Source organism: Candidatus Pelagisphaera phototrophica, from assembly GCF_014529625.1.
Taxonomy (GTDB): Bacteria; Verrucomicrobiota; Verrucomicrobiia; order Opitutales; family Opitutaceae; genus Pelagisphaera; species Pelagisphaera phototrophica.
In genome coordinates this window covers 2,337,807-2,355,850 of the sequence record NZ_CP076039.1, presented here as the reverse complement: position 1 = coordinate 2,355,850, position 18,044 = coordinate 2,337,807, and the positions used below count along the sequence as shown (strand labels likewise).

18 protein-coding genes are annotated in these 18,044 nt (G+C 49.6%); 11 read left to right on the top strand and 7 right to left on the bottom strand.

Annotation, left to right across the window (positions count from 1 at the left end):
- Window positions 1-5 precede the first annotated feature (5 nt).
- Entirely contained in the window at window positions 6-749 is a 744-nt protein-coding gene (locus GA004_RS10065) for an SDR family NAD(P)-dependent oxidoreductase (protein ID WP_283393730.1), read from the bottom strand.
- Between the two features lie 185 nt (window positions 750-934).
- Window positions 935-1,864 carry a ParA family protein gene (locus tag GA004_RS10060; RefSeq protein WP_283393729.1) on the bottom strand — a complete coding sequence of 310 codons (930 nt, stop codon included), beginning with the start codon at window positions 1,862-1,864 and terminating at the stop codon, window positions 935-937.
- A 170-nt stretch (window positions 1,865-2,034) separates the two neighbouring features.
- On the opposite strand from GA004_RS10060, the gene GA004_RS10055 reads away from it, so the two are divergent.
- A complete protein-coding gene (locus tag GA004_RS10055; protein WP_283393728.1) occupies window positions 2,035-2,547 on the top strand; it encodes a hypothetical protein in 513 nt (170 codons plus the stop codon).
- Between the two features lie 62 nt (window positions 2,548-2,609).
- Here the strand turns inward: GA004_RS10055 and GA004_RS10050 are convergent, their stop codons facing one another.
- A complete protein-coding gene (locus GA004_RS10050) occupies window positions 2,610-3,449 on the bottom strand; it encodes a CvfB family protein (protein ID WP_283393727.1) in 840 nt (279 codons plus the stop codon).
- 33 nt (window positions 3,450-3,482) lie between these two features.
- On the opposite strand from GA004_RS10050, the gene GA004_RS10045 reads away from it, so the two are divergent.
- From GA004_RS10045 to GA004_RS10030, 4 genes are all read left to right on the top strand, one after another.
- Window positions 3,483-3,821 carry a hypothetical protein gene (locus tag GA004_RS10045; protein WP_283393726.1) on the top strand — a complete coding sequence of 113 codons (339 nt, stop codon included), beginning with the start codon at window positions 3,483-3,485 and terminating at the stop codon, window positions 3,819-3,821.
- 105 nt (window positions 3,822-3,926) lie between these two features.
- Window positions 3,927-5,228, top strand: a complete 1,302-nt coding sequence (locus GA004_RS10040; protein WP_283393725.1) for an ABC transporter substrate-binding protein — start codon at window positions 3,927-3,929, stop codon at window positions 5,226-5,228.
- A 20-nt stretch (window positions 5,229-5,248) separates the two neighbouring features.
- A complete protein-coding gene (locus tag GA004_RS10035) occupies window positions 5,249-6,151 on the top strand; it encodes a carbohydrate ABC transporter permease (protein ID WP_283393724.1) in 903 nt (300 codons plus the stop codon).
- Window positions 6,148-6,972, top strand: a complete 825-nt coding sequence (locus GA004_RS10030; protein ID WP_283393723.1) for a carbohydrate ABC transporter permease — start codon at window positions 6,148-6,150, stop codon at window positions 6,970-6,972. The genes GA004_RS10035 and GA004_RS10030 overlap by 4 nt, the downstream gene beginning before the upstream one ends.
- Window positions 6,973-6,985: 13 nt before the next feature.
- Here the strand turns inward: GA004_RS10030 and GA004_RS10025 are convergent, their stop codons facing one another.
- Complete coding sequence (locus GA004_RS10025) at window positions 6,986-7,693, bottom strand: c-type cytochrome (RefSeq protein ID WP_283393722.1); 708 nt, start codon at window positions 7,691-7,693, stop codon at window positions 6,986-6,988.
- A gap of 166 nt (window positions 7,694-7,859) precedes the next feature.
- Between GA004_RS10025 and GA004_RS17985 the strand changes: the two genes are divergently transcribed.
- Complete coding sequence (locus GA004_RS17985) at window positions 7,860-8,045, top strand: zinc ribbon domain-containing protein (protein WP_343218849.1); 186 nt, start codon at window positions 7,860-7,862, stop codon at window positions 8,043-8,045.
- A 44-nt stretch (window positions 8,046-8,089) separates the two neighbouring features.
- Here GA004_RS17985 and GA004_RS10020 read toward each other — a convergent pair whose 3' ends face one another.
- Window positions 8,090-9,244 (bottom strand): metallophosphoesterase, encoded by a 1,155-nt coding sequence (locus GA004_RS10020; RefSeq protein ID WP_283393721.1) that lies wholly within the window; start codon window positions 9,242-9,244, stop codon window positions 8,090-8,092.
- Between the two features lie 128 nt (window positions 9,245-9,372).
- Here GA004_RS10020 and GA004_RS10015 point away from each other — a divergent pair, with 128 nt between their 5' ends.
- The 3 genes from GA004_RS10015 to GA004_RS10005 all read left to right on the top strand — a co-directional run bounded on the left by GA004_RS10015 (window position 9,373) and on the right by GA004_RS10005 (window position 12,643).
- The gene (locus GA004_RS10015) at window positions 9,373-11,931 is read left to right on the top strand and encodes a DEAD/DEAH box helicase (RefSeq protein WP_283393720.1); all 2,559 of its coding nucleotides are present in this window, start codon (window positions 9,373-9,375) and stop codon (window positions 11,929-11,931) included.
- Between the two features lie 194 nt (window positions 11,932-12,125).
- Window positions 12,126-12,320, top strand: coding sequence for a hypothetical protein (locus GA004_RS10010; RefSeq protein WP_283393719.1), 195 nt, complete (start codon window positions 12,126-12,128; stop codon window positions 12,318-12,320).
- Between the two features lie 155 nt (window positions 12,321-12,475).
- On the top strand, window positions 12,476-12,643 hold the full coding sequence (locus tag GA004_RS10005; protein WP_283393718.1) for a hypothetical protein: 168 nt from the start codon (window positions 12,476-12,478) through the stop codon (window positions 12,641-12,643).
- 239 nt (window positions 12,644-12,882) lie between these two features.
- Here the strand turns inward: GA004_RS10005 and GA004_RS10000 are convergent, their stop codons facing one another.
- Together GA004_RS10000 and GA004_RS09995 are read right to left on the bottom strand one after the other, a co-directional pair.
- A complete protein-coding gene (locus tag GA004_RS10000) occupies window positions 12,883-14,427 on the bottom strand; it encodes an MFS transporter (RefSeq protein ID WP_283393717.1) in 1,545 nt (514 codons plus the stop codon).
- 257 nt (window positions 14,428-14,684) lie between these two features.
- Window positions 14,685-16,361 (bottom strand): PQQ-dependent sugar dehydrogenase, encoded by a 1,677-nt coding sequence (locus tag GA004_RS09995; RefSeq protein WP_283393716.1) that lies wholly within the window; start codon window positions 16,359-16,361, stop codon window positions 14,685-14,687.
- Window positions 16,362-16,548: 187 nt separating this feature from the next.
- On the opposite strand from GA004_RS09995, the gene GA004_RS09990 reads away from it, so the two are divergent.
- Window positions 16,549-17,682, top strand: coding sequence for a PKD domain-containing protein (locus GA004_RS09990; RefSeq protein WP_283393715.1), 1,134 nt, complete (start codon window positions 16,549-16,551; stop codon window positions 17,680-17,682).
- Between the two features lie 114 nt (window positions 17,683-17,796).
- Window positions 17,797-17,994, top strand: a complete 198-nt coding sequence (locus GA004_RS09985) for a hypothetical protein (RefSeq protein WP_283393714.1) — start codon at window positions 17,797-17,799, stop codon at window positions 17,992-17,994.
- Window positions 17,995-18,044 lie beyond the last annotated feature (50 nt).

Below are 18,044 nucleotides of genomic sequence, written 5' to 3'. Positions count from 1 at the left end.
CAAGGCTATCCGTATATGAACTGACCGCCATCGACGTGGATGACCTGCCCGGTTAAGTAGGATGCGTTTTCTGAGAGAAGAAATACTGTCACGTTGGCAACATCGCGGGTTGTCGCAAGGCGGTTGAGGGGGATCGCCATTTTTTGGATCATCTCCTCGCTCATGCCCTCAGCCATATCGGTTTCCACGATTCCGGGAGAGACGGCATTGCAGCGGATGCCAAAGCGAGCGGCTTCGAGGGCAAATGTTCGTGTGAGACTGACGAGACCTGCTTTGGAGGCAGCGTAATCAGCCCCCATTAGATTTCCGGGTCCATGAGCCGAGATTGAGGCCATATTCACGATACTGCCAGAACGGGATTTACGCATCAATTTGTAGGCCTCTTGGGATGCAATGAACGCGGATTCTAAATTCAAACTTTGCGTGGCTCTCCAGCCTTCCAGCTTGAGACCGCGAAATGCGACCGGGTTGCCGGCGCCTGCGTTATTTACGAGACCGTCTAGGCGACCGAAATGGGCGTAAAACGCTTTTACCAGTTCCGCTGCATTTTCGGGATTGGATAGGTCCGCGGCGAATGGGGCCGCTTTATCGGCTCCTAGCTCATCGCAAACGGCTTTGACCCCTTCGATATCGCGCCCGTGAATCCCCACTGAGGCGCCTTCCTTAATGAGCAGCTCGGCAATCCCGCGTCCGATACCTCTAGTAGATCCTGTGACTAAAAAAGCGCTGTCACTGAATGAATTAGCCATTGGAGATTGGTGAGGGAATGAGGAAATTAATGTGCTAAAGTTCCCGCAGGAACGCCAAAACCTAGGAAGTGATGGCCCTAATTTCTCAGAAGACAAGATTGATTGTACCAAAAATGGAGCAATCAAGTTAGTCACACTTCGACCCAAAGAGCTCGGCGAGCTCTGTAAAGAAGTCGATTTCCAACCTAATTGAGTGACAGGGAGCGGTCCGAAATAGGGATGCGTGGCATGGTCTCTGAGGTGAGCTTAAGAATTCTTTGGGTCGTATGGACGTAGTCTTCCGCAACCTGCATGGAAGCCTCTCGCTTGCTCATCAGCACCATTGGCAGGCCTTGCAGGACTGCCCGTCCAACGGAAATGGAGTGACGAATTGTCTCGGGGAAAACACAGGCCTTTTGTGGTACCTTCTTTTGGGCTACGAATCGCTCGATCTGCGCAGTGAATCTTTCGATAGGCACATCGATGTTGGCACCTGGTTTAACCGCGTTAAGTGAAATCCCAAGCACTTCCGGAGCAGGAGCGGAACGCTCCTTACGCCAGCGGTAGCTTTGCTTCTTGAAGGATTCCAGTTTGTCGATGAGGAGGTGGAAGCCGACGATACTCAAAGCGTCTGGGTTGGCCGGGACCACAATGTGGTCGCTGCAAAAGACCGAGCATTGCGTCCCGCGAAAGAAATTGGGTGGGGAGTCAAAGAAGATGTAGTCGTACTGATCCTCAATGTCCTGGATTTCGTCGAAAAAGTGAGCGTAGAACGGCTTCTCCCAAGGGTTGGGTACCTCGTGCTCAAGATCCATTAGCGAGAAGCTCGATGGAACTAAATCAAGGCCCTTGAGGGCGATATCACCTTCGGCATCACGAACCACATCCTTTTGGATACAATTGCGTAGTGAGGAGCCGTTTTCTTTAAAAACACTTAGAATAAAATTCGCTGGATTCCGGTTCAACTCGTTCCAACGGTCGAGGCGCATGAGCCATATACTCGAATTGCTCTGAGCATCGAAATCGACCACCAAAACGCGTTTTCCCATGTACGCGAGACACGATGCCACATTTACGAGTAAAGAGGTTTTTCCCGTACCTCCTTTGATATTTAAAAAACTTATCTTTGTCGCCATAATCGCAGATTCGAAACCAGCCCAATTGGTAAATCGGCAACGAGCGTCCATTCCTGCAGTTGAGCCTTCAGAAAGCCCGGTATAGACCCCGTTTAACAACTCTTTAAATGTGTCGATAATCTAGAGGTATTTACAAACGGAAATCGAGACCTAGGCTTGTCTAGTTAAACATGGCTTCGGAAGGAAAAGATAACTCGGATTTTGAAATTTTGAATGCCCAGCAGCCAAAGCGTGCGGAGTCGACAGACCCAACCCAGCAGGCGGCAGAAAACGGAGGTGGGCCCTTTAATGAACAGGCGAAGACCGAAGAGGAGGATTCGATTCTCAAGATGGGTGTACCCGCAGGTGGCGAGGATGAGTTGGAGTCAGAGATATTGGATGCTTTGAACGGGCGTGAGGAAGAATCGGAGAAGGGTGCTCAACGACGCGCCGTTGACGAACAGTTGATCGCAAATCTCGGATCGGGCAAGAACGACTACGGCGTCCTCGAAGCACTGATTCCTCAGTTGGACCTCGATGCGATCCCCCTAACTCGACCCAAGCGTGTGTTGGCCAAAAGCGATCCGAATGCCAATGGGGCCCCTTTGGATGTCATAGAGAAATCTGATAACCCTCCGTCTCGAGCCCTGAAGTGCAAAAGGAAACCGGCTTCGTTGCTGGATTCGTATTTTAAAGGAATGTAGAAAAGTCGGAGTTGGGGTTTTTAGCCTTAACCTGATGCCTCGTGGAAGGGCGGGTTTGGCTCCTAGTACTTAATCAATTTGATACCATCGTCCTCAAACACAATACGGCGTTGTTTGTAAAGTGAGCCAATGGCTTGTTTAAACGCCTTTTTACTGACGCCGAAAGTTTTCCGAATAACTTCGGGATCTGTCTTGTCGTTGAATGGGAGGAATCCGCCATCATCGGTCAGTTTGTCGAAGATATTCTCTGCCAGTGGGAGAACGCGTCGATAACCGGCGGCGTCGCGTCTCAAATCGATTTTACCGTCCGGGCGAACTTCCTTGATGTACCCCTGAAAGGACTGTCCGTATTCAAGGGGTTCTGACAACTCGCTTTTGTAGATTAGACCAGTGTGCCTATTTTCGATAATAGCCCTGTATCCCATGGGAGTCTCTTCCGCAACCAGTAGATGGACGGGATCACCGGCCTGGTAATCTGGTTCAGATTGATTCCAATGGCGATTCAGCCGAGCGCTGGCAACGAGACGATCATTGTGATCGTCAATCATGGCAAATACGATGACCTTCTGGCCAGGTCGTACATTCGCCTTTTGCTCCCTAAAAGGGAGTAGGAGGTCCTTTTCCAGACCCCAATCCAGAAAGGCCCCAATTCGATCATTAACCTCCAAAACTTCTAGGCAGGCAAACTGTCCAACCTGAACTTTGGGTGATTTTGTAGTGGCGATCAATCGATCCTCCGAGTCTCGATAGAGGAAAGTGTCGACGACATCGCCAATTTTCGCCCAATCAGGAACGAGGTGCTTAGGCAGCAAAATCTCTCCGAGATTTTCCGCATCTAGGTAGACTCCCTGGGGCGATTCTCTCAGCAGATTGAGACGGTTCTGTTTTCCGACTTGGGCCATGGATGAAACTAACCGTAGCGGACTCCTTTGGGAATGGGAGGAAAAAGAAGGGATTCGAAGATTTTCCAACGAAATGTCTGGTTCGAGCTATATACCGATATTTCAACCCTCACTCAGTTCAATCGAAAGCGTTATCTAAACAAGGTACTGAACGATCCGAGACTGAAGGGCCGGATGATGTACGGAACAGACTATCCACTAACGAATACGCCTATGGCGTCGCCGCTTCAGTTTCCCCTCAATCTGAAGTTCAGTCAACTTTGGTCCCTGTGGCTAACTCGGAACTCATGGGATCGGGATGTGCACCTCAAGGCTGCCTTGGGCACGCCAAAGGAGGTGTTTACACTCAATCGGCAATTCCTGGGTCTCTGAGCTCGGTCGATTGAAAAGGGAACGAACGATCATTCTCGCTTGTCCTAAATCTTCACCCTCGACGTCATATAGATAACACTCTATTCAGTTTAATATTAAATTGCTATGCGTTCGACCATAATTCGTTTCCCGTTGAGATCAAAGACCTTGTTCCTCGTTCTTCTGTCAGGAATTGCCACCGCGGCGGTTTCCGCGGAATCCGTTAAAATCTGGATCAGTTCCCAGCAGGACAAGATCTACTACGACAATATGGTTCGGCTTTACCAGCAGGAAGTCGATTCGGATTTCGAAGCGGAGGTTCAGGCTTTCGGCTTCCGGGAGATGCCCGATAAGTTGGCAATCGCTTTAAAAACCCAAACGAACACACCGGACATCATCCAACTCGATGAAGTCTTCTTTGGAATGTATCTTCAGGATGAGACGCCTTTTGTGGATTTGACTGAGCGCGTAATTGAAGCGGGGTTGAAAGAGGACATCATGCCTCAACGCCTAGAGCTCTTCAGCCAGAAAGGACGCGTGCTTGGATTGCCGCAGTCCATGAGCGCGATGCTGATATACTACCGCCGAGACCTGTTTGAGCAATACGGTCTATCGCCGAGCGAGTTTAAGACTTGGGATGACCTTGTGGAGATTGGCGAAGAACTGGTAGCCAAAAATCAGTCCTTTCTCGCCATGGATCCGAGCTATTTTGAGATCCTCTTGCGCCAGCGAGGATCGGATTTGTTTTCAGAAACGGGCGATCTCCTGCCCGACTTCGACCTGGCAGTCGACACGCTGGAATTTTTGGGAGAACTCGCTCAAAAGCGGATTGGCCTAATGCCGGATCGTAGCTCGATTTTCGATCCTGTCTTTTTTGGGGGTGATGTGGCCAACAACGAAATTGTGGCAATCATGGGTGCGGATTGGTATGGCCTGGACATGATTCAGCAATTCTCTTCCGACTTGGAAGGGGATTGGGGAATGATGCCTCTTCCGGTCTGGACCGATGACCAAGGCCACCCGAATTCAGTTCGCACTTCGACATTTGCCGGACAGGGACTCGTGATTTACAAGGGAAGCCAATCCATTGACGCATCCTGGGAGTTCATGAAATTCGTTATGACTAACAAGGAGGCAAATGCGCAGCGCTTCCTACAAGGGAACAGCTTCCCCGCTTACAAACCTGCATTTGAGGACATTCGACTTCTCCAGCCGCAACCGTTTTTCGGATACGACTCGATGGGCCAAATCTTAGTGGATCTTGCTCCGGAGGTTCCCCGAGTTATGATGAATCCGAGACGGCCGATGGCAGTTTTCATGATCCGGGAAGGAATGCTCAGCAGCATCATGTACGGGGAAGGTGATGCTCGGGTAGCCCTCGAACGATTTAAGGAGCAGCTCGAAGGGGGTGGCGGGCCGCCGGAGTAGAATTAGTCTCTGCTGACGCAATGCTACGTTATTCTGGGTTTTTAAAAATCAGCCGGGGGCGGCTATTATTGGCCGCTCCGTTCTTTTTGTTCCTTCTCGTTTTTTGGGCTACGCCTCTGGGTAAAGGATTATTACTAAGCCTTGAGTCAGACACGCTGTGGGGCGAGTCGTCTTTTGTCGGCTTTAAGCACTACAGTGAATTGCTTCAGGATTCACGATATTGGCACTCGCTCGCTAACACCTCTGTCTTTGCCCTATCAACGATCACTTTTTCTATCGGGCTGGCTCTGCTATTCGCCCATGGAATCAGACTGTGCCGGAAGGGATTGCAGGGGCCACTGACATTTGCGTTGGTGGTTCCCGGTCTTTGTCCCCCCACCGTACTCGCACTACTGTTCCTCCTCGTGTTTCACGGGAAAGAAGGGCTATTGAATCGATGGCTAATCGAGCCTTTGGGTTTTGAGACTGTCAATTGGTTGTCGGATCCTGACTTCATAATGCCAGCAATTGTCATCCAAGCAGTCTGGCGATGGACGGGCTTCATGACCTTTTTTCTACTGTGTGCTTTGAGTGCTCGCCCGCGGGACGTGCTCGATGCGGCAGCGATAGATGGAGTCAATATCTGGCAGAGATTTTACAAAATCACTCTTCCTCTCATTTCCCCGACAATTACGTTTTGCCTGGTCTACCTGCTGGTGGATTGCTTTGCCCAATTTGCCGGCTCTTACGTGCTTTTCGGTGGTTCGGGCGGCGCTAACGATGCGGGACTCCTGCTTGTCACTTATGCCTACCAGAAGGCCTTTATCGGTGGAGGATTTGGTAGTGGGGCGGCGGTAAGCCTTTCCATTTTACCGTGGCTGGCAGGGATGCTGATCCTGGTAGCTCTCGCCCCCCGTTACCTGTGGAAAGGAGCTAGAATGTGAGAACTTCTCGAATCGCAACTTTTGTCGTGAGTCTAGCCATGTTACTCGCCGCTTTTATTTTCCTCTATCCGCTATTCTGGATGGTTCTAGGTAGCTTTAAATCGAATAGTGAAATTTTCAATACACGAGTCTATTGGCCGATGGAATGGACTGGGCAATATTTTGGAATCCTGTTTTCGGAAGAGTATTTCAATTTCGAACGTACGCTTTTTAATTCGATTGCCATTTCAATTTCCCAAGGTGTCGGAGCAACCATCTTGGCCGCAATGGCTGGCTACATCATCGGAACGTACCAATTTCGCGGAAGAATGACTCTTGTCACTTTGGGATTTATGGTGGTTCTGATTCCCGCGCAGATGGTGGCGTTGCCGCTCTTTGTTTGGGTCAACACACTGGGCCTGTTTGACAATCCCTTAGGTGTGGCATTACCAGGTATGGTAAGTGGTCTTGGGCTCCTGTTTTTCACTCGAGTATTCCGGCTCGTGCCAAAGGAATTAATTGAAGTCGCTCGCATGGAGGGAGCGTCCGAGTGGAGGACCTTCCTTTCCGTGCTTCCGCTTGTTAAACCCTTCCTCATCGCATTTGGCTTCGCCCATTTTGTTCTCGCCTGGCATGCCCATGTCATTCCAATGCTTATTTTGCATAGCGAGGAAGCGAGGACCTTGCCGATTAGTTTAGCGGCGCTTTACGGAAGCAGTTTGAATTCGCCCCAGGCAGTTCTCATGGCAGGCTCCACGATCGGAATGATACCTCTGATTACGGTTTTTGCTATGGCGTACCCTCAATTAAAGTCAGCGTTGCAGGAGTTTGTAACGTCATGATTTCAGCCGGTCCTTATTGAGTGGACTTGCTGAAATCCTGTATGTGGGCGGTCAAATCCTTGAGAGATTCTCCGTCAAGATTCACCAAAGTATACGCCATTTGAATACCTTCAATATCTTTAGGGTGGTGTCCCCGCTTTCCTGAAGCGAACTTTCGCAGTTGATCGAGAAGATACCAGTCTTCCTGAATATTGAGCGGAGGGGACTTGAGGATCTCGTTTCCTTCACCCTTTGCTCCGTGGCAGGGAATACAACTCTGGTAAAGGACTGAGCCATTCAACGCATTTCCTTTAACGACTGGTTGGTAGGGCTTTGGAGGTAGTGATGCAATGTACTGAGAAAGCAGGTTGATCGTTCTCTCATCTGATATGCGATCACGAGCCGATCCCATGAGGAGTTCGGACTTGTTTTTCGGACTTTGACCGCGAGTGCCCTCCAAGAATTTGCGTAACTGTTGTCGGTTATACCAGGCGGGTAAACCGTTGATAATCGGACCTCTTTGCATCTCCTGGGTGCTATGGCATACCAGACAGGATTCAAAGGCTGCTTTTGCCTCGACTAGTTCCTCAGGAGAGAGGCCTTGTTTGGAGCGGCAGCCAAAAAGAAGCCAAATTAATCCGAACGGCAAAAGGTATAGGACACGATGGCTAAAGCTCTTGTTGATGCAGGTCATTAAAAACGCTATAATAGGGTTTTGCACAAGAGAAGACCGGAGTTCCATCTCTTAATCAGGAAATAGGTCATCCATGCCCCCAGCACTGTGGATTTGCCCCTCGAACATAGCGTAGTGTGAGCGACAGCCCCGAGGTAGACACTTGCAAACCTATCCTTGCATTTGAGCTCAAAATAAAAATTGCCAGTTTACTACTTTGAATAAGAATCACTTCGTGGAATTCTTGAGCATTACCTGTCCCACTTGCTGGCAGACTTTTGAAATTGATTTGCCTGGGCATAGTTCCCAAGAAATCGAAATGGTAACGGATTGTGAGGTTTGTTGCCGTCCGATACAGGTAACCATTAGTTGGCCGGATCCAGGGGAGAATCCAGTTGTCAACGTACAGTTAGCGTCCTAAGCAGATCTTCATACATCCCTTTGGCAACTGGATCTAATACTAGATCAGAGCGGGGCAGGATTGATGGTGAAATGCGTAATTTCAGGCGGGGCGAAGACACGCAATTGAGGACCCCAGGAACCGGTGCCTCTGCTTAGGTAAAGAAAAGTCTGCGGAGCTAGTTCGGTGAGCCCTGGTTTGGCCTTGTAGGCGAGTTTCGACAGAATATGAAACGGGAAAATCTGTCCGCCATGGGTATGGCCCGACAATTGAAGATCAAATCGCTCAAATCGCTCGGGACGGATGCTGGGTCGGTGATTAAGGAAAATTGTGTACCGGTCGGGTGAGAGGTTTTTGAAGCATTGCGCCGCAGTCGCTAAACGATCCTCGTTTCTCCGTGCAGTCGGGTCCTCGATGCCGGCTAGGGCAATACCGCCTCCCACGGTTACGGATTCGTTTCTAAGTACGGTAAAACCTGATTCTCTGGTCAGTTCGAGCGCTTCCTCGAGTCCAGCATAAACTTCGTGATTTCCGCTCACTGCGTATTTCCCAAGGGGAGCTGCCACCTCTTTGAGCAATTCGACATACGGCCGCATCAGAGGAAGATAGCCATCGAATAGATCGCCCGTTGAGACAATGAGATCAGGGCCAAGCTGATTGACTGTTTTCACCACCTTTCGCAGGCGGGATTGAGTGCTAGCATCGCCCAGATGCAGGTCTGAGATTTGAGTGAGGGTGACCCGAGTCCGGATCTTGGATGAATGGAGGGAGATGTGGCGGATGTTTATCCGATTAGCTGCCAACAACCCCCAAATGGAAAGGGTTCCCCCAATCACCACTACGCCCTTCAGTGAAGTGCCATCGTCGATAGGGGGTACAAACCTCTGTAAAGAATCGAAAACGAATGCCACAGAGGCGAAGATAAATCCAACGCCCATCCAGTTGTATCCGATCTTAGAAACGATTAGAGAACTTTTCAACCAGTTTGTTCGCTCCATGAGGAGGGCTGCTATCAAGGAAAGGAGGCAGAATACAATAATCGTCAACACTAGCCAAGAGTCTCTTCCTAGACCGTTGGTAACTGTGCGGTACAAGTATGTGTTGATACCGACTTGAATGGCGATGAAAACGATTACAATCATAAGTTGGTTGGCTATATTGAGGGAAGAAGGGATTGTTTCTGCAATAGCCAATGTGTGCCGGAAAGGGTTTTGAATCATTTGAAAACCGTCTTGGTATCCTAAATACGAAGGAATATTGGAAACCGCGAGCCATAGCTAGGGCGGGTTTTTAAAAGTGGGAAATTTGGTTGCTCCTTCGGGCAAGTGCAGGAAGCTCACGGGCGTAAATGGACTTTCCCCTGCAGCCGCAGAATGGCAAACTGGATTCGGACGAGCTTCTCGAGCGCTTCCTCGACTACCTGTCGAAAAAAAGCATCGAGCCCTATCCCGCACAAGAAGAGGCGATACTGGAAGTCTTCAGTGGAAAGAACGTCATCTTGAATACGCCGACAGGCTCTGGGAAGTCTCTGGTAGCGGCAGCGATGCATTTCTTTTCAGCGTCGAGGGGCAGGCGGTCCGTTTATACCTGCCCCATCAAGGCCCTCGTGAACGAGAAATTCCTGGCTTTATGTCGGGACTTTGGACCGGAAAACGTTGGTATGATGACCGGCGATGCAAGCGTCAACCAAGGAGCTCCAATCCTCTGCTGTACCGCTGAAATTCTTGCGAACATCGCGCTGAGAGACGGAGAAAAGGCCCGAGTGGATGACGTTATCATGGACGAATTTCACTATTACTCGGACCACGAGAGAGGGGTTGCCTGGCAAGCTCCCTTGCTAACCCTGCCTCATTGTCGATTCATGCTGATCTCGGCAACATTGGGAGATACGCAATTCTTTAGTCGCGATCTGGAAAGACTAACCGGCATCGAATGTGCAACTGTATCCAGTAATGAGAGACCTGTTCCGCTGGAGTTTAGTTACCTGGAGGTGCCATTAGTCGAGGCATTGGAAAAACTGAAAGAGGAAAATAAGCGACCCGTCTATATCGTTCATTTCACGCAGAAGTCGGCCTCGGACACTGCTCAGAACTTGATGAGCGTGAACGCGTGCACGAAAGAGGAAAAGCAGGAATTGCGTGTGGCCCTCCAGGGTGCTGCCTTCACGAGTCCGTTTGGCAAGGAAATCAAAAAGTACCTCGCCAATGGTATTGGCCTGCACCATGCGGGTCTACTGCCGAAGTACCGTGTATTGGTTGAATCGTTCGCTCAGAGGGGTTTACTACAATTTATTTGTGGAACGGATACATTGGGGGTGGGAGTAAACGTTCCCATAAGAACGGTACTTTTCACGCAGCTTTGCAAGTATGGCGGAAGGAAAACGTCTATTCTTAGTGCACGCGATTTTCATCAGATCAGTGGACGAGCGGGGCGGAAAGGATTTGATGATCGTGGCTATGTGGTGGCATTGGCTCCTGAGCATGTAATCGAAAACAAGCGTCAAGAGGCGAAGTCCGCCGACGATCCGAAAAAGAAGCGAAAGCTGGTTAAGCGAAGACCGCCGGAAAGGGGATTTGTCCATTGGGACGAGCATACCTTCGAGCGGCTTCAATCTGCTTCTGCGGAACCTTTAGAATCCCGATTTACCGTCTCTCATGGAATGCTTTTAAACATTCTTAGTCGTAAGGGTGACGGCTGCAAGGCGATGCGAACGATCATAGCGGATTGCCACAATACGGAGTATTCCAAAAAGAGTCTCCGAAGAAGGGGTTTTCAGCTCTTTCGGGCTTTGGTGGAGCGAAATATTATCGAGATCAACGATCCTAGCCAATCAGTCCAGAAGCTCCAATTAAATGTGGAGCTTCAGGACGACTTTTCACTCAATCAGACACTTTCACTCTACTGTATTGACGCCTTGGGATTATTGAATACACAAGACCCGCAGTACCCGTTCAAACTGCTGAGTGTTCTCGAATCGATACTGGAAGATCCAGACGTTATTTTGAGGCGGCAGCTTGATGTTTTGAAATCCGATAAAATAGCTGAAATGAAAGCGGCAGGAATCGAGTACGAACAGCGTATTGAGAAGCTGGATTTAATGGAGTATCCGAAACCGGAAAGTGAGTTCATTTATGCTACCTTCAACGAGTTCGTGCGACTGCATCCTTGGGTGGGCCAGGAGAATATTAAACCGAAATCCATCGCCCGAGAAATGTTCGAGCGCTACTCAAGTTTCAGCGACTATGTGAAGCTCTACGGACTCGCCCGCTCTGAAGGGCTCCTCCTACGGCATTTGACCAACGTCTACCGTATTCTGGAGAATACTGTGCCAACTGTCTTCAAGACTGAAAACGTTAATGAAATCACAGTCTATCTAGAGTATTTACTAAAAAATGTGGATTCAAGTTTGCTCGACGAATGGGAGCGCATTCGAAATCCCGAATACGTAAAAGAGACCAGTGAGGAGCTTCCAATTCGAGCAGAATCAATCGATATCACGAGGGAGAAAGATTCCTTTACCAGATTGATCCGGAACGAGGTTTTTTCGTTTATCCGTCTACTGGCGAACCGGCAGTATTTAGAGATAGCGAAACGCTTCGATCTAAAGTCAGCTCTTTCCGAATTGGGCAGCGGTGCCAAGTGGGAAGATATAGAACTGGAGAAACTAATGAATCCATTCTATGAAAGTAGAGGATGGATACGCTTGGATCCAGCCGCACGATCGCTCGAGCACACTCACATTTCAAAAGGCGAAGACCATACGGTCTGGACTGTCGATCAAACTCTCGTGGATTCAGAGGAACTGAATGACTGGCTGGTCGAGTTTTCCGTGGACCTCGCTGAGTCAAAGGCATCTGGTAAGGTCAGTCTAGCGATTATCCGGATTGGGCTGTTTCGGGCTCATTGACATCGAGTTAACATGGCTTTCAGGGATCCCCGCAGGTTGTGCTCATTTCTTTGGCACTGCATGTTATTAAAGGTAGGGCGACTTATCCTTACAGGTGCAAAGTGCTACAGGTAAATTAGACCGACTAAGGATAGTGAGCCCTCGCTTGAGGGAAATGCGTTGCGTCAGAGAGTAAATAACCAAGACTGAAACCCATGCGGAGCTTGATCTTTTTGTTTTATTTTGTGGCGACGGCGTTTAGTTTCAGCTTGGCCATAGCGTCAGCAGAAGACCGCCTCAACGTCATCATTGTCATGACCGATGATCAAGGATTCGGAGATTTGGGAGTGCATGGTAAAGATCAGATAGACACCCCTAATCTGGATTCATTTACGAAAGAATCTCTGTAGATGGAACGGTTTTATGTGAACCCACTCTGTGCCGCTACCAGGATGGCCACCGTCTCTACGGAGCGGATCAGGAAGCGGTTGGCCGGCCGGCCAGAATCGAAGAAGGAGGCCGCTTTTTGATTTCAAAGGCTGATCGAGGATTATTGGGAGGAGTGATGGCAATCCAGTGGAAAGGGGAGGTCATCCGAGAGCGATTGGCCTCGTCTCAAGATGGAGTGGAGGTGACCTTGGATGCAGGGGAGGAAATACTCGATGTCTGGGTGGAAGAGCTGAATGGGAATGCAGTGCCCAAGGAGTTTGATGTGAGTATAAGGCGGCAATAGAAAAAAGAGCGAGCTACGTGCGCTAGTTGGATTGAAAGGTCGGACAGGGAGATCGTTGGAAGACCAGGCTTGCTGGCTTTAGTTATAGTTGTGAAACTGCTCAGTCCCCATTGGTTATTGTTGTTTTTGGTGGTGTTCCACCTAGACCTCAGGCTCTGGCATTAATTGCCCTTCGCAACCCACAAAAAAAGGGCGCTGTCTCATGACAGCACCCTTCAAAATTGTAGTTAAGACCTTATCTACGACGTTTCTTCGATAGCGACCCGTCGATAGCCGCCGATCGATTTGAAGTAGAGCATAATCCCTAAATAGATTACTGCCATTGTAAGTGGTATGTAAGCATCGGCTCTCAGTGTCTTGCGATCGCCCTCAATACTCGCTGCAACGATATCATTGTCACCCTCGAGTGCTTTTCCTTCTGTCACGCGACCTTGAGCTTCACTCAATTTCGTTCCGTCTAGTCCAGTGGTGCCCAACCATAGGAAAGAGCTGGGAGCGTCCGCCTTCACGACTTGGTAGATTGCTGGATTAGCTTCTTCCAAGGCTCTGCCAGAGTAGTGATCCTTGGCGAAACCAAGACCTGGAGATCCGAGTAGACCTGCCGAGAGCATTCCGATTCCACCCATGATGCTCATAGCGACTGCTCCGGTATGCGGATAGCGGTCACCCGCAACGGCAAGCATGGTGGGCCAGAAGAAGGTTTTTCCAACTGCGTAGATGCCTAATGCAAGCATCGCACCAAGGAAGCTGGTCATTCCAGCTGCCATGTTCAGTCCTATGAAAGCGAGAACCGAGCATACGAGCAGAATCCCGATAGGCGAAAGTTTCAGACGTGTTTCGATGAACTCTGCACTGAAGCGAAGGGCAAACATGATCGTTGAGGTCCAAACGAAGAGAATTTTGCCTTGTTCAGAAGTAAGTATGTTTCCGGTTATGTTTTGCACCCATCCGTCCGTTCCTAGCTCTACTGCACCTACGAGAGCGTGGGCGACGAATAGAATGAAAAGGAGAATCGATCCCATTGAAAACTTGGTAATGTAGCCGATAGCAACCAAAAGGATAAAAGCGACAATGTAGCTAACCGTAGGCGATAGAAACGATACTCCCAAGGTGGAGAGGAAAAGAGAAAGCAAATAGCAAATCACGAGCCCGCCCAAGATTCCGACGTCCTTCATCATGTCGCCCAGCCCCAGTCCTTTTTCGGATGCTTCCGATTTCGGATATTTCTGGCCGAGGAACATAATTCCGTAAATGACGGTGGGAACCAGGTAGATAGCGAGTTGGTACTTCCAAGGCACTCCGAATTTATCGTCGAGCACCCATCCGATTACAGCTCCGATAATCATGCCCGCAGGCCAGGAAGCGTGTAAGATATTGAGGTAATGTGTCCTGCTTTCAGGGTACAGCGTTGAGATAAGAGGATTCGCAACCGCCTCGAGCGTACCGTTCGCATAGGCGAAGATGAACATGCCCCAAAATAGGAAGGCATAGGCAGAATCCCCACCGGCTGCAAAGGTCACAAACGCGGAAAGCACGTGGCAGGCGAGGGCCAAGAGGACCAGTTTGCCATAGCCAATCTTATCAACAATTACGCCTCCGATGATGATGCCGAAGCAGAAGCCAGAAAAGCCCGCTCCACCGATCGCGCCTAGCTGCACGCCCGTGAAACCGTATTCACCAGCCCAATTGTCAAATATTCCGCCACGGATGGCAAAGCCAACTCCAGCAGCGAGAATCGCCATAAAGCCGGCCCATAGTAGTCTTGATCGATGTATTTCGCTCATTTTAAGGAATAACCTCTCTTTTAAGTTAATCTATGTCTTTCTGCTTAGTCATATTGTCGTACACTGAATCGAGTGAACAATTTAGTGACGGGGGAGTGTGGGAGAAGAAAGACGGTTAATGGATGTATGGGAAGCAAACATACGAACAGTGTATGTCGAGCTTTTATATGCATTAATTTTACATTTAATGTAAATTGCTGGGAGAGAATCGAATTGAACCCAGAAGGACGAGCTCAAGCGCCAGACTTGGGGATTGACTATCGCATCTCGGCGATATCGCTAGCCTGGATATTCGAGCTGGCGTTGGCGAATCGGGCCCGAGCAAAATTTAGGGTCAGCGCAATTTCTTCGTCCGTTAAAAAAGAGAAACTGGCCATGAGGTTGCTATATTCCCTATCCTGTATCCATTCGCTACCCTCGAGCATCAACTTAATCAGAAAGGCATCATCCGAACTAGAAAGCCTTTCGGAACCGATTAGCGAAGGCTGCATATTGGGCACTCCGCTTCCGTCTGCCTGATGGCAAGCCAGGCAATACTGGTTGTAGAGCGCTTCACCCTTTGGATCAGCTCTTCGAATGGGATTACTCGTGCGGGTAACTTCTTGCACGATCTGAATTTCCTTGGCTGTATCCGCCTTTGAGAAAACGCCTTTTTCGGCCGTGTACATAATTTTCCAAATACGGCCCACTTTGTCTTCCGATACGTAAAGGGAACCGTCCGGGCCCACTGTCAGGCCAGTAGGCCGGTACGTGGCTTGATTCGGAACATGCAGTACATCGGTACCCTTGAAGCCGTCCGCAAATATCTCGTAGCCTCCCTCGGGCAAAACTCCATCAAATGGGACGAAGGCAATATTGTAACCTTGCTGTGGAAGGGGGGCCCTATTCCAGGAACCGTGGAAGGATACAAAAGCACCGCCCTGGTACTTTTGTGGAAACTGGGTGGCATTGTAGAACTGAAGCCCTACCGGTGCCCAATGGCCAGGAAAAGTCAGGACGGGATCATCATAAAGACCTTCTTCGGGACGCTTTAGCTTATCGCCACCATACTCTGGGTTAATGATGCGCGTATTCTGTTCGTGGTCGTAGTAGGTGTAGGGCCAGCCGAAATTGGAACCTTCCTGGATGTGATGAAATTCTTCAGAAGGAAGCTCCGCACTTTCTTGCTCGTTGTACAGCTCGGGCCAATTTTGCAACAGGTTGTCGCGACCGTTATTGACGCCGTAGAGCTCCTTTTTCAGGGGATCCCATTGAAAGGCGACATTGTTGCGAATGCCAGTTGCGAACTTGAATCCGTCCTCGAGTTGGGTCTGCCCCAGTGTTTCCGCATCGAACATCCATACTCCCGCATATCGTTCGAGTTCGTCGCACGGAAATTTTCCGGGGGAGTGCAAGGTCCGGTCAACCTCCTGGCAGGAGTTGCCGGGAGACCCGGCTGACACATAGAGGTTACCCGAGTCGTCGAACGTAATATTTTTGCTGCGATGATTCTTGGGTGTGGGAAAACCGGATACGACGGTCTCGTATGGCCCGGTTGGTAGGAGTTGCTTGGAATCGAGCGGGAACCTCACTATTTGAGTAGTGGACCCAACATATAGATAGCCCTTATATATTTCCAATGACTTGCATTGGCTATCCAGTTCCCCGAAGTACTTGACGACGTCCATGACCCCATCACCGCTCGTATCTCGCATCGCCACGACATAGCCGAGATCAATGGGGTCCATCAGTGCTGCGTAAATATCGCCGTTGTCCCGTACCGCCAGTCTCCGCGTCCGTCCTACATTGTCGGCCACGACTAAAGCCTGGAAACCCTCGGGCAACTGGAGTCCTCCATTATCAGGTGAAACGAGCGGCTGGGAGCAGCCCGACTGAGAAAAGAGACCTAATGCGAGGACCGAGACAGCGAACGAGGTAATTGTATTTCGAAGCATAAGAAGAAAGTTAAAAGCTGGGGACTGGGATTCAACGGAAATTCTAGAAATTATGCTAGGGTTTTTATTTCGAAACAGCATGACTCGGAGTTATCGATTGAAGAGATGAAGGCCTACTAGGGATCACCAGCTTTACCTTTCAGAATTCCCGGTTGTCAGGAACACCCGAACCCAACAAAGTACTGTAATGATACAATTGAAGCCTTTTCCTGAAGTCTTGGTACTGACCTTTGTTACAATGGGGGTATTCGCTCGAGGAGCGCTAGCCGATTTCCAAAATCCGCACCCAAACGTCGATTTTAAGATTTTCCAGTTTCCGCGAGATGCGATGCCGCGCCTCGATGGTGACACGAGCGATTGGGAAATCGTGCCGGATGACTACACCTACGGTACAGAATTTCTTAACGATACAGAAGATGGGCATGGCGTTGAAATAGACCGCAAAGACTTAGATGTAAAAGTAACCGTTGGTTGGGTCAAAGGAATGAATCGCCTCTACTTTTTATACGAAGCTCACGACGATTTTTGGGATTTCGAGCGGACTAATCCGAGAGGGTACCTGAATGACATTTTTGAGATCGCGGTCGACGGGGATCGTTCTGGAGGTCCCTTCATTCTCAATCCGAAAATCTTGCCGCCGGACAACAAAGATCAAATGAGCCCGGAATTCCTGGAGAATCACATACGCTTCGCTGGGGTGCACGCCCAGAACTATCATATTTACACCCCCCCGGTGAACAACGCCTGGGTCCTGGTCTGGGGCGCTCAACCTTGGATAGGTGAGTTTCCGTATTCGAATCATGCTTTTTCCCATGACCTTAAGCATGGAGAGAGCGGGAAGCTGATCTTAGAATGCTGGATCACACCCTTCGACTACGCGCCCTTTGACCGGCCGGAGGACGCAGTGGAAACCGAATTGGAAGAGGGCGTGGAAATCGGACTCTCTTGGTCGATTCTCGATTTCGACGGAGACAAGCGTGATGGGCACTACAATCTGGCCCACAACGTGCAAATGGTTAAGGATGCGACTTACCTAATCCCGTTTCGGCTCGCTCCCATTGAAGCGACTTTGCAGCCAGACTTGAAAGCGGAATGGACATTCAAGATTCTCGATGTTGATGCGGGAATGGTTTCGTTCCACGACGAATCGATCGGAAAGATCACCTCCTGGAAGTGGGACTTTGGTGATGGCACTACTTCAAATGAACGAAACCCAATTCATGAGTTTGGACCTGGGGTGCGTAAAATGATCACGCTAAAAGTGACCGGTCCCAAAGGTAGCTCCAAGCGCACCCGATACTGGGATGTGATAACGAAGTAGATTCGTTCGAGATGGGTCGACTACGGATTTTTAACTCTACTCCGTCAAAAGGACGAATGGTAGGGTAATGGGCGAAATCTAAAAAATAGACCTGCGTACATCTAGACCTTTTTCGTGGACGTCCCCGGATACAGCATCCGTACGGATCGCTGGTGCTACGTGGAATGGGGCGAGCAGGGTGATATAGGCATCGAACTCTACGACCAACGCTTAGATCCCAAGGTATTAAGCACCTTAGCCCTCTCGAAGGACCACTCAGAAGTCATTGAAAGTTTGCGTAAGAAAGTGGGAAAGAATTGGCCAGTTCAATGAACATTTGGAGTTTCGGGCATCAATAAACTTGATAAATCTTTAGCAATTTC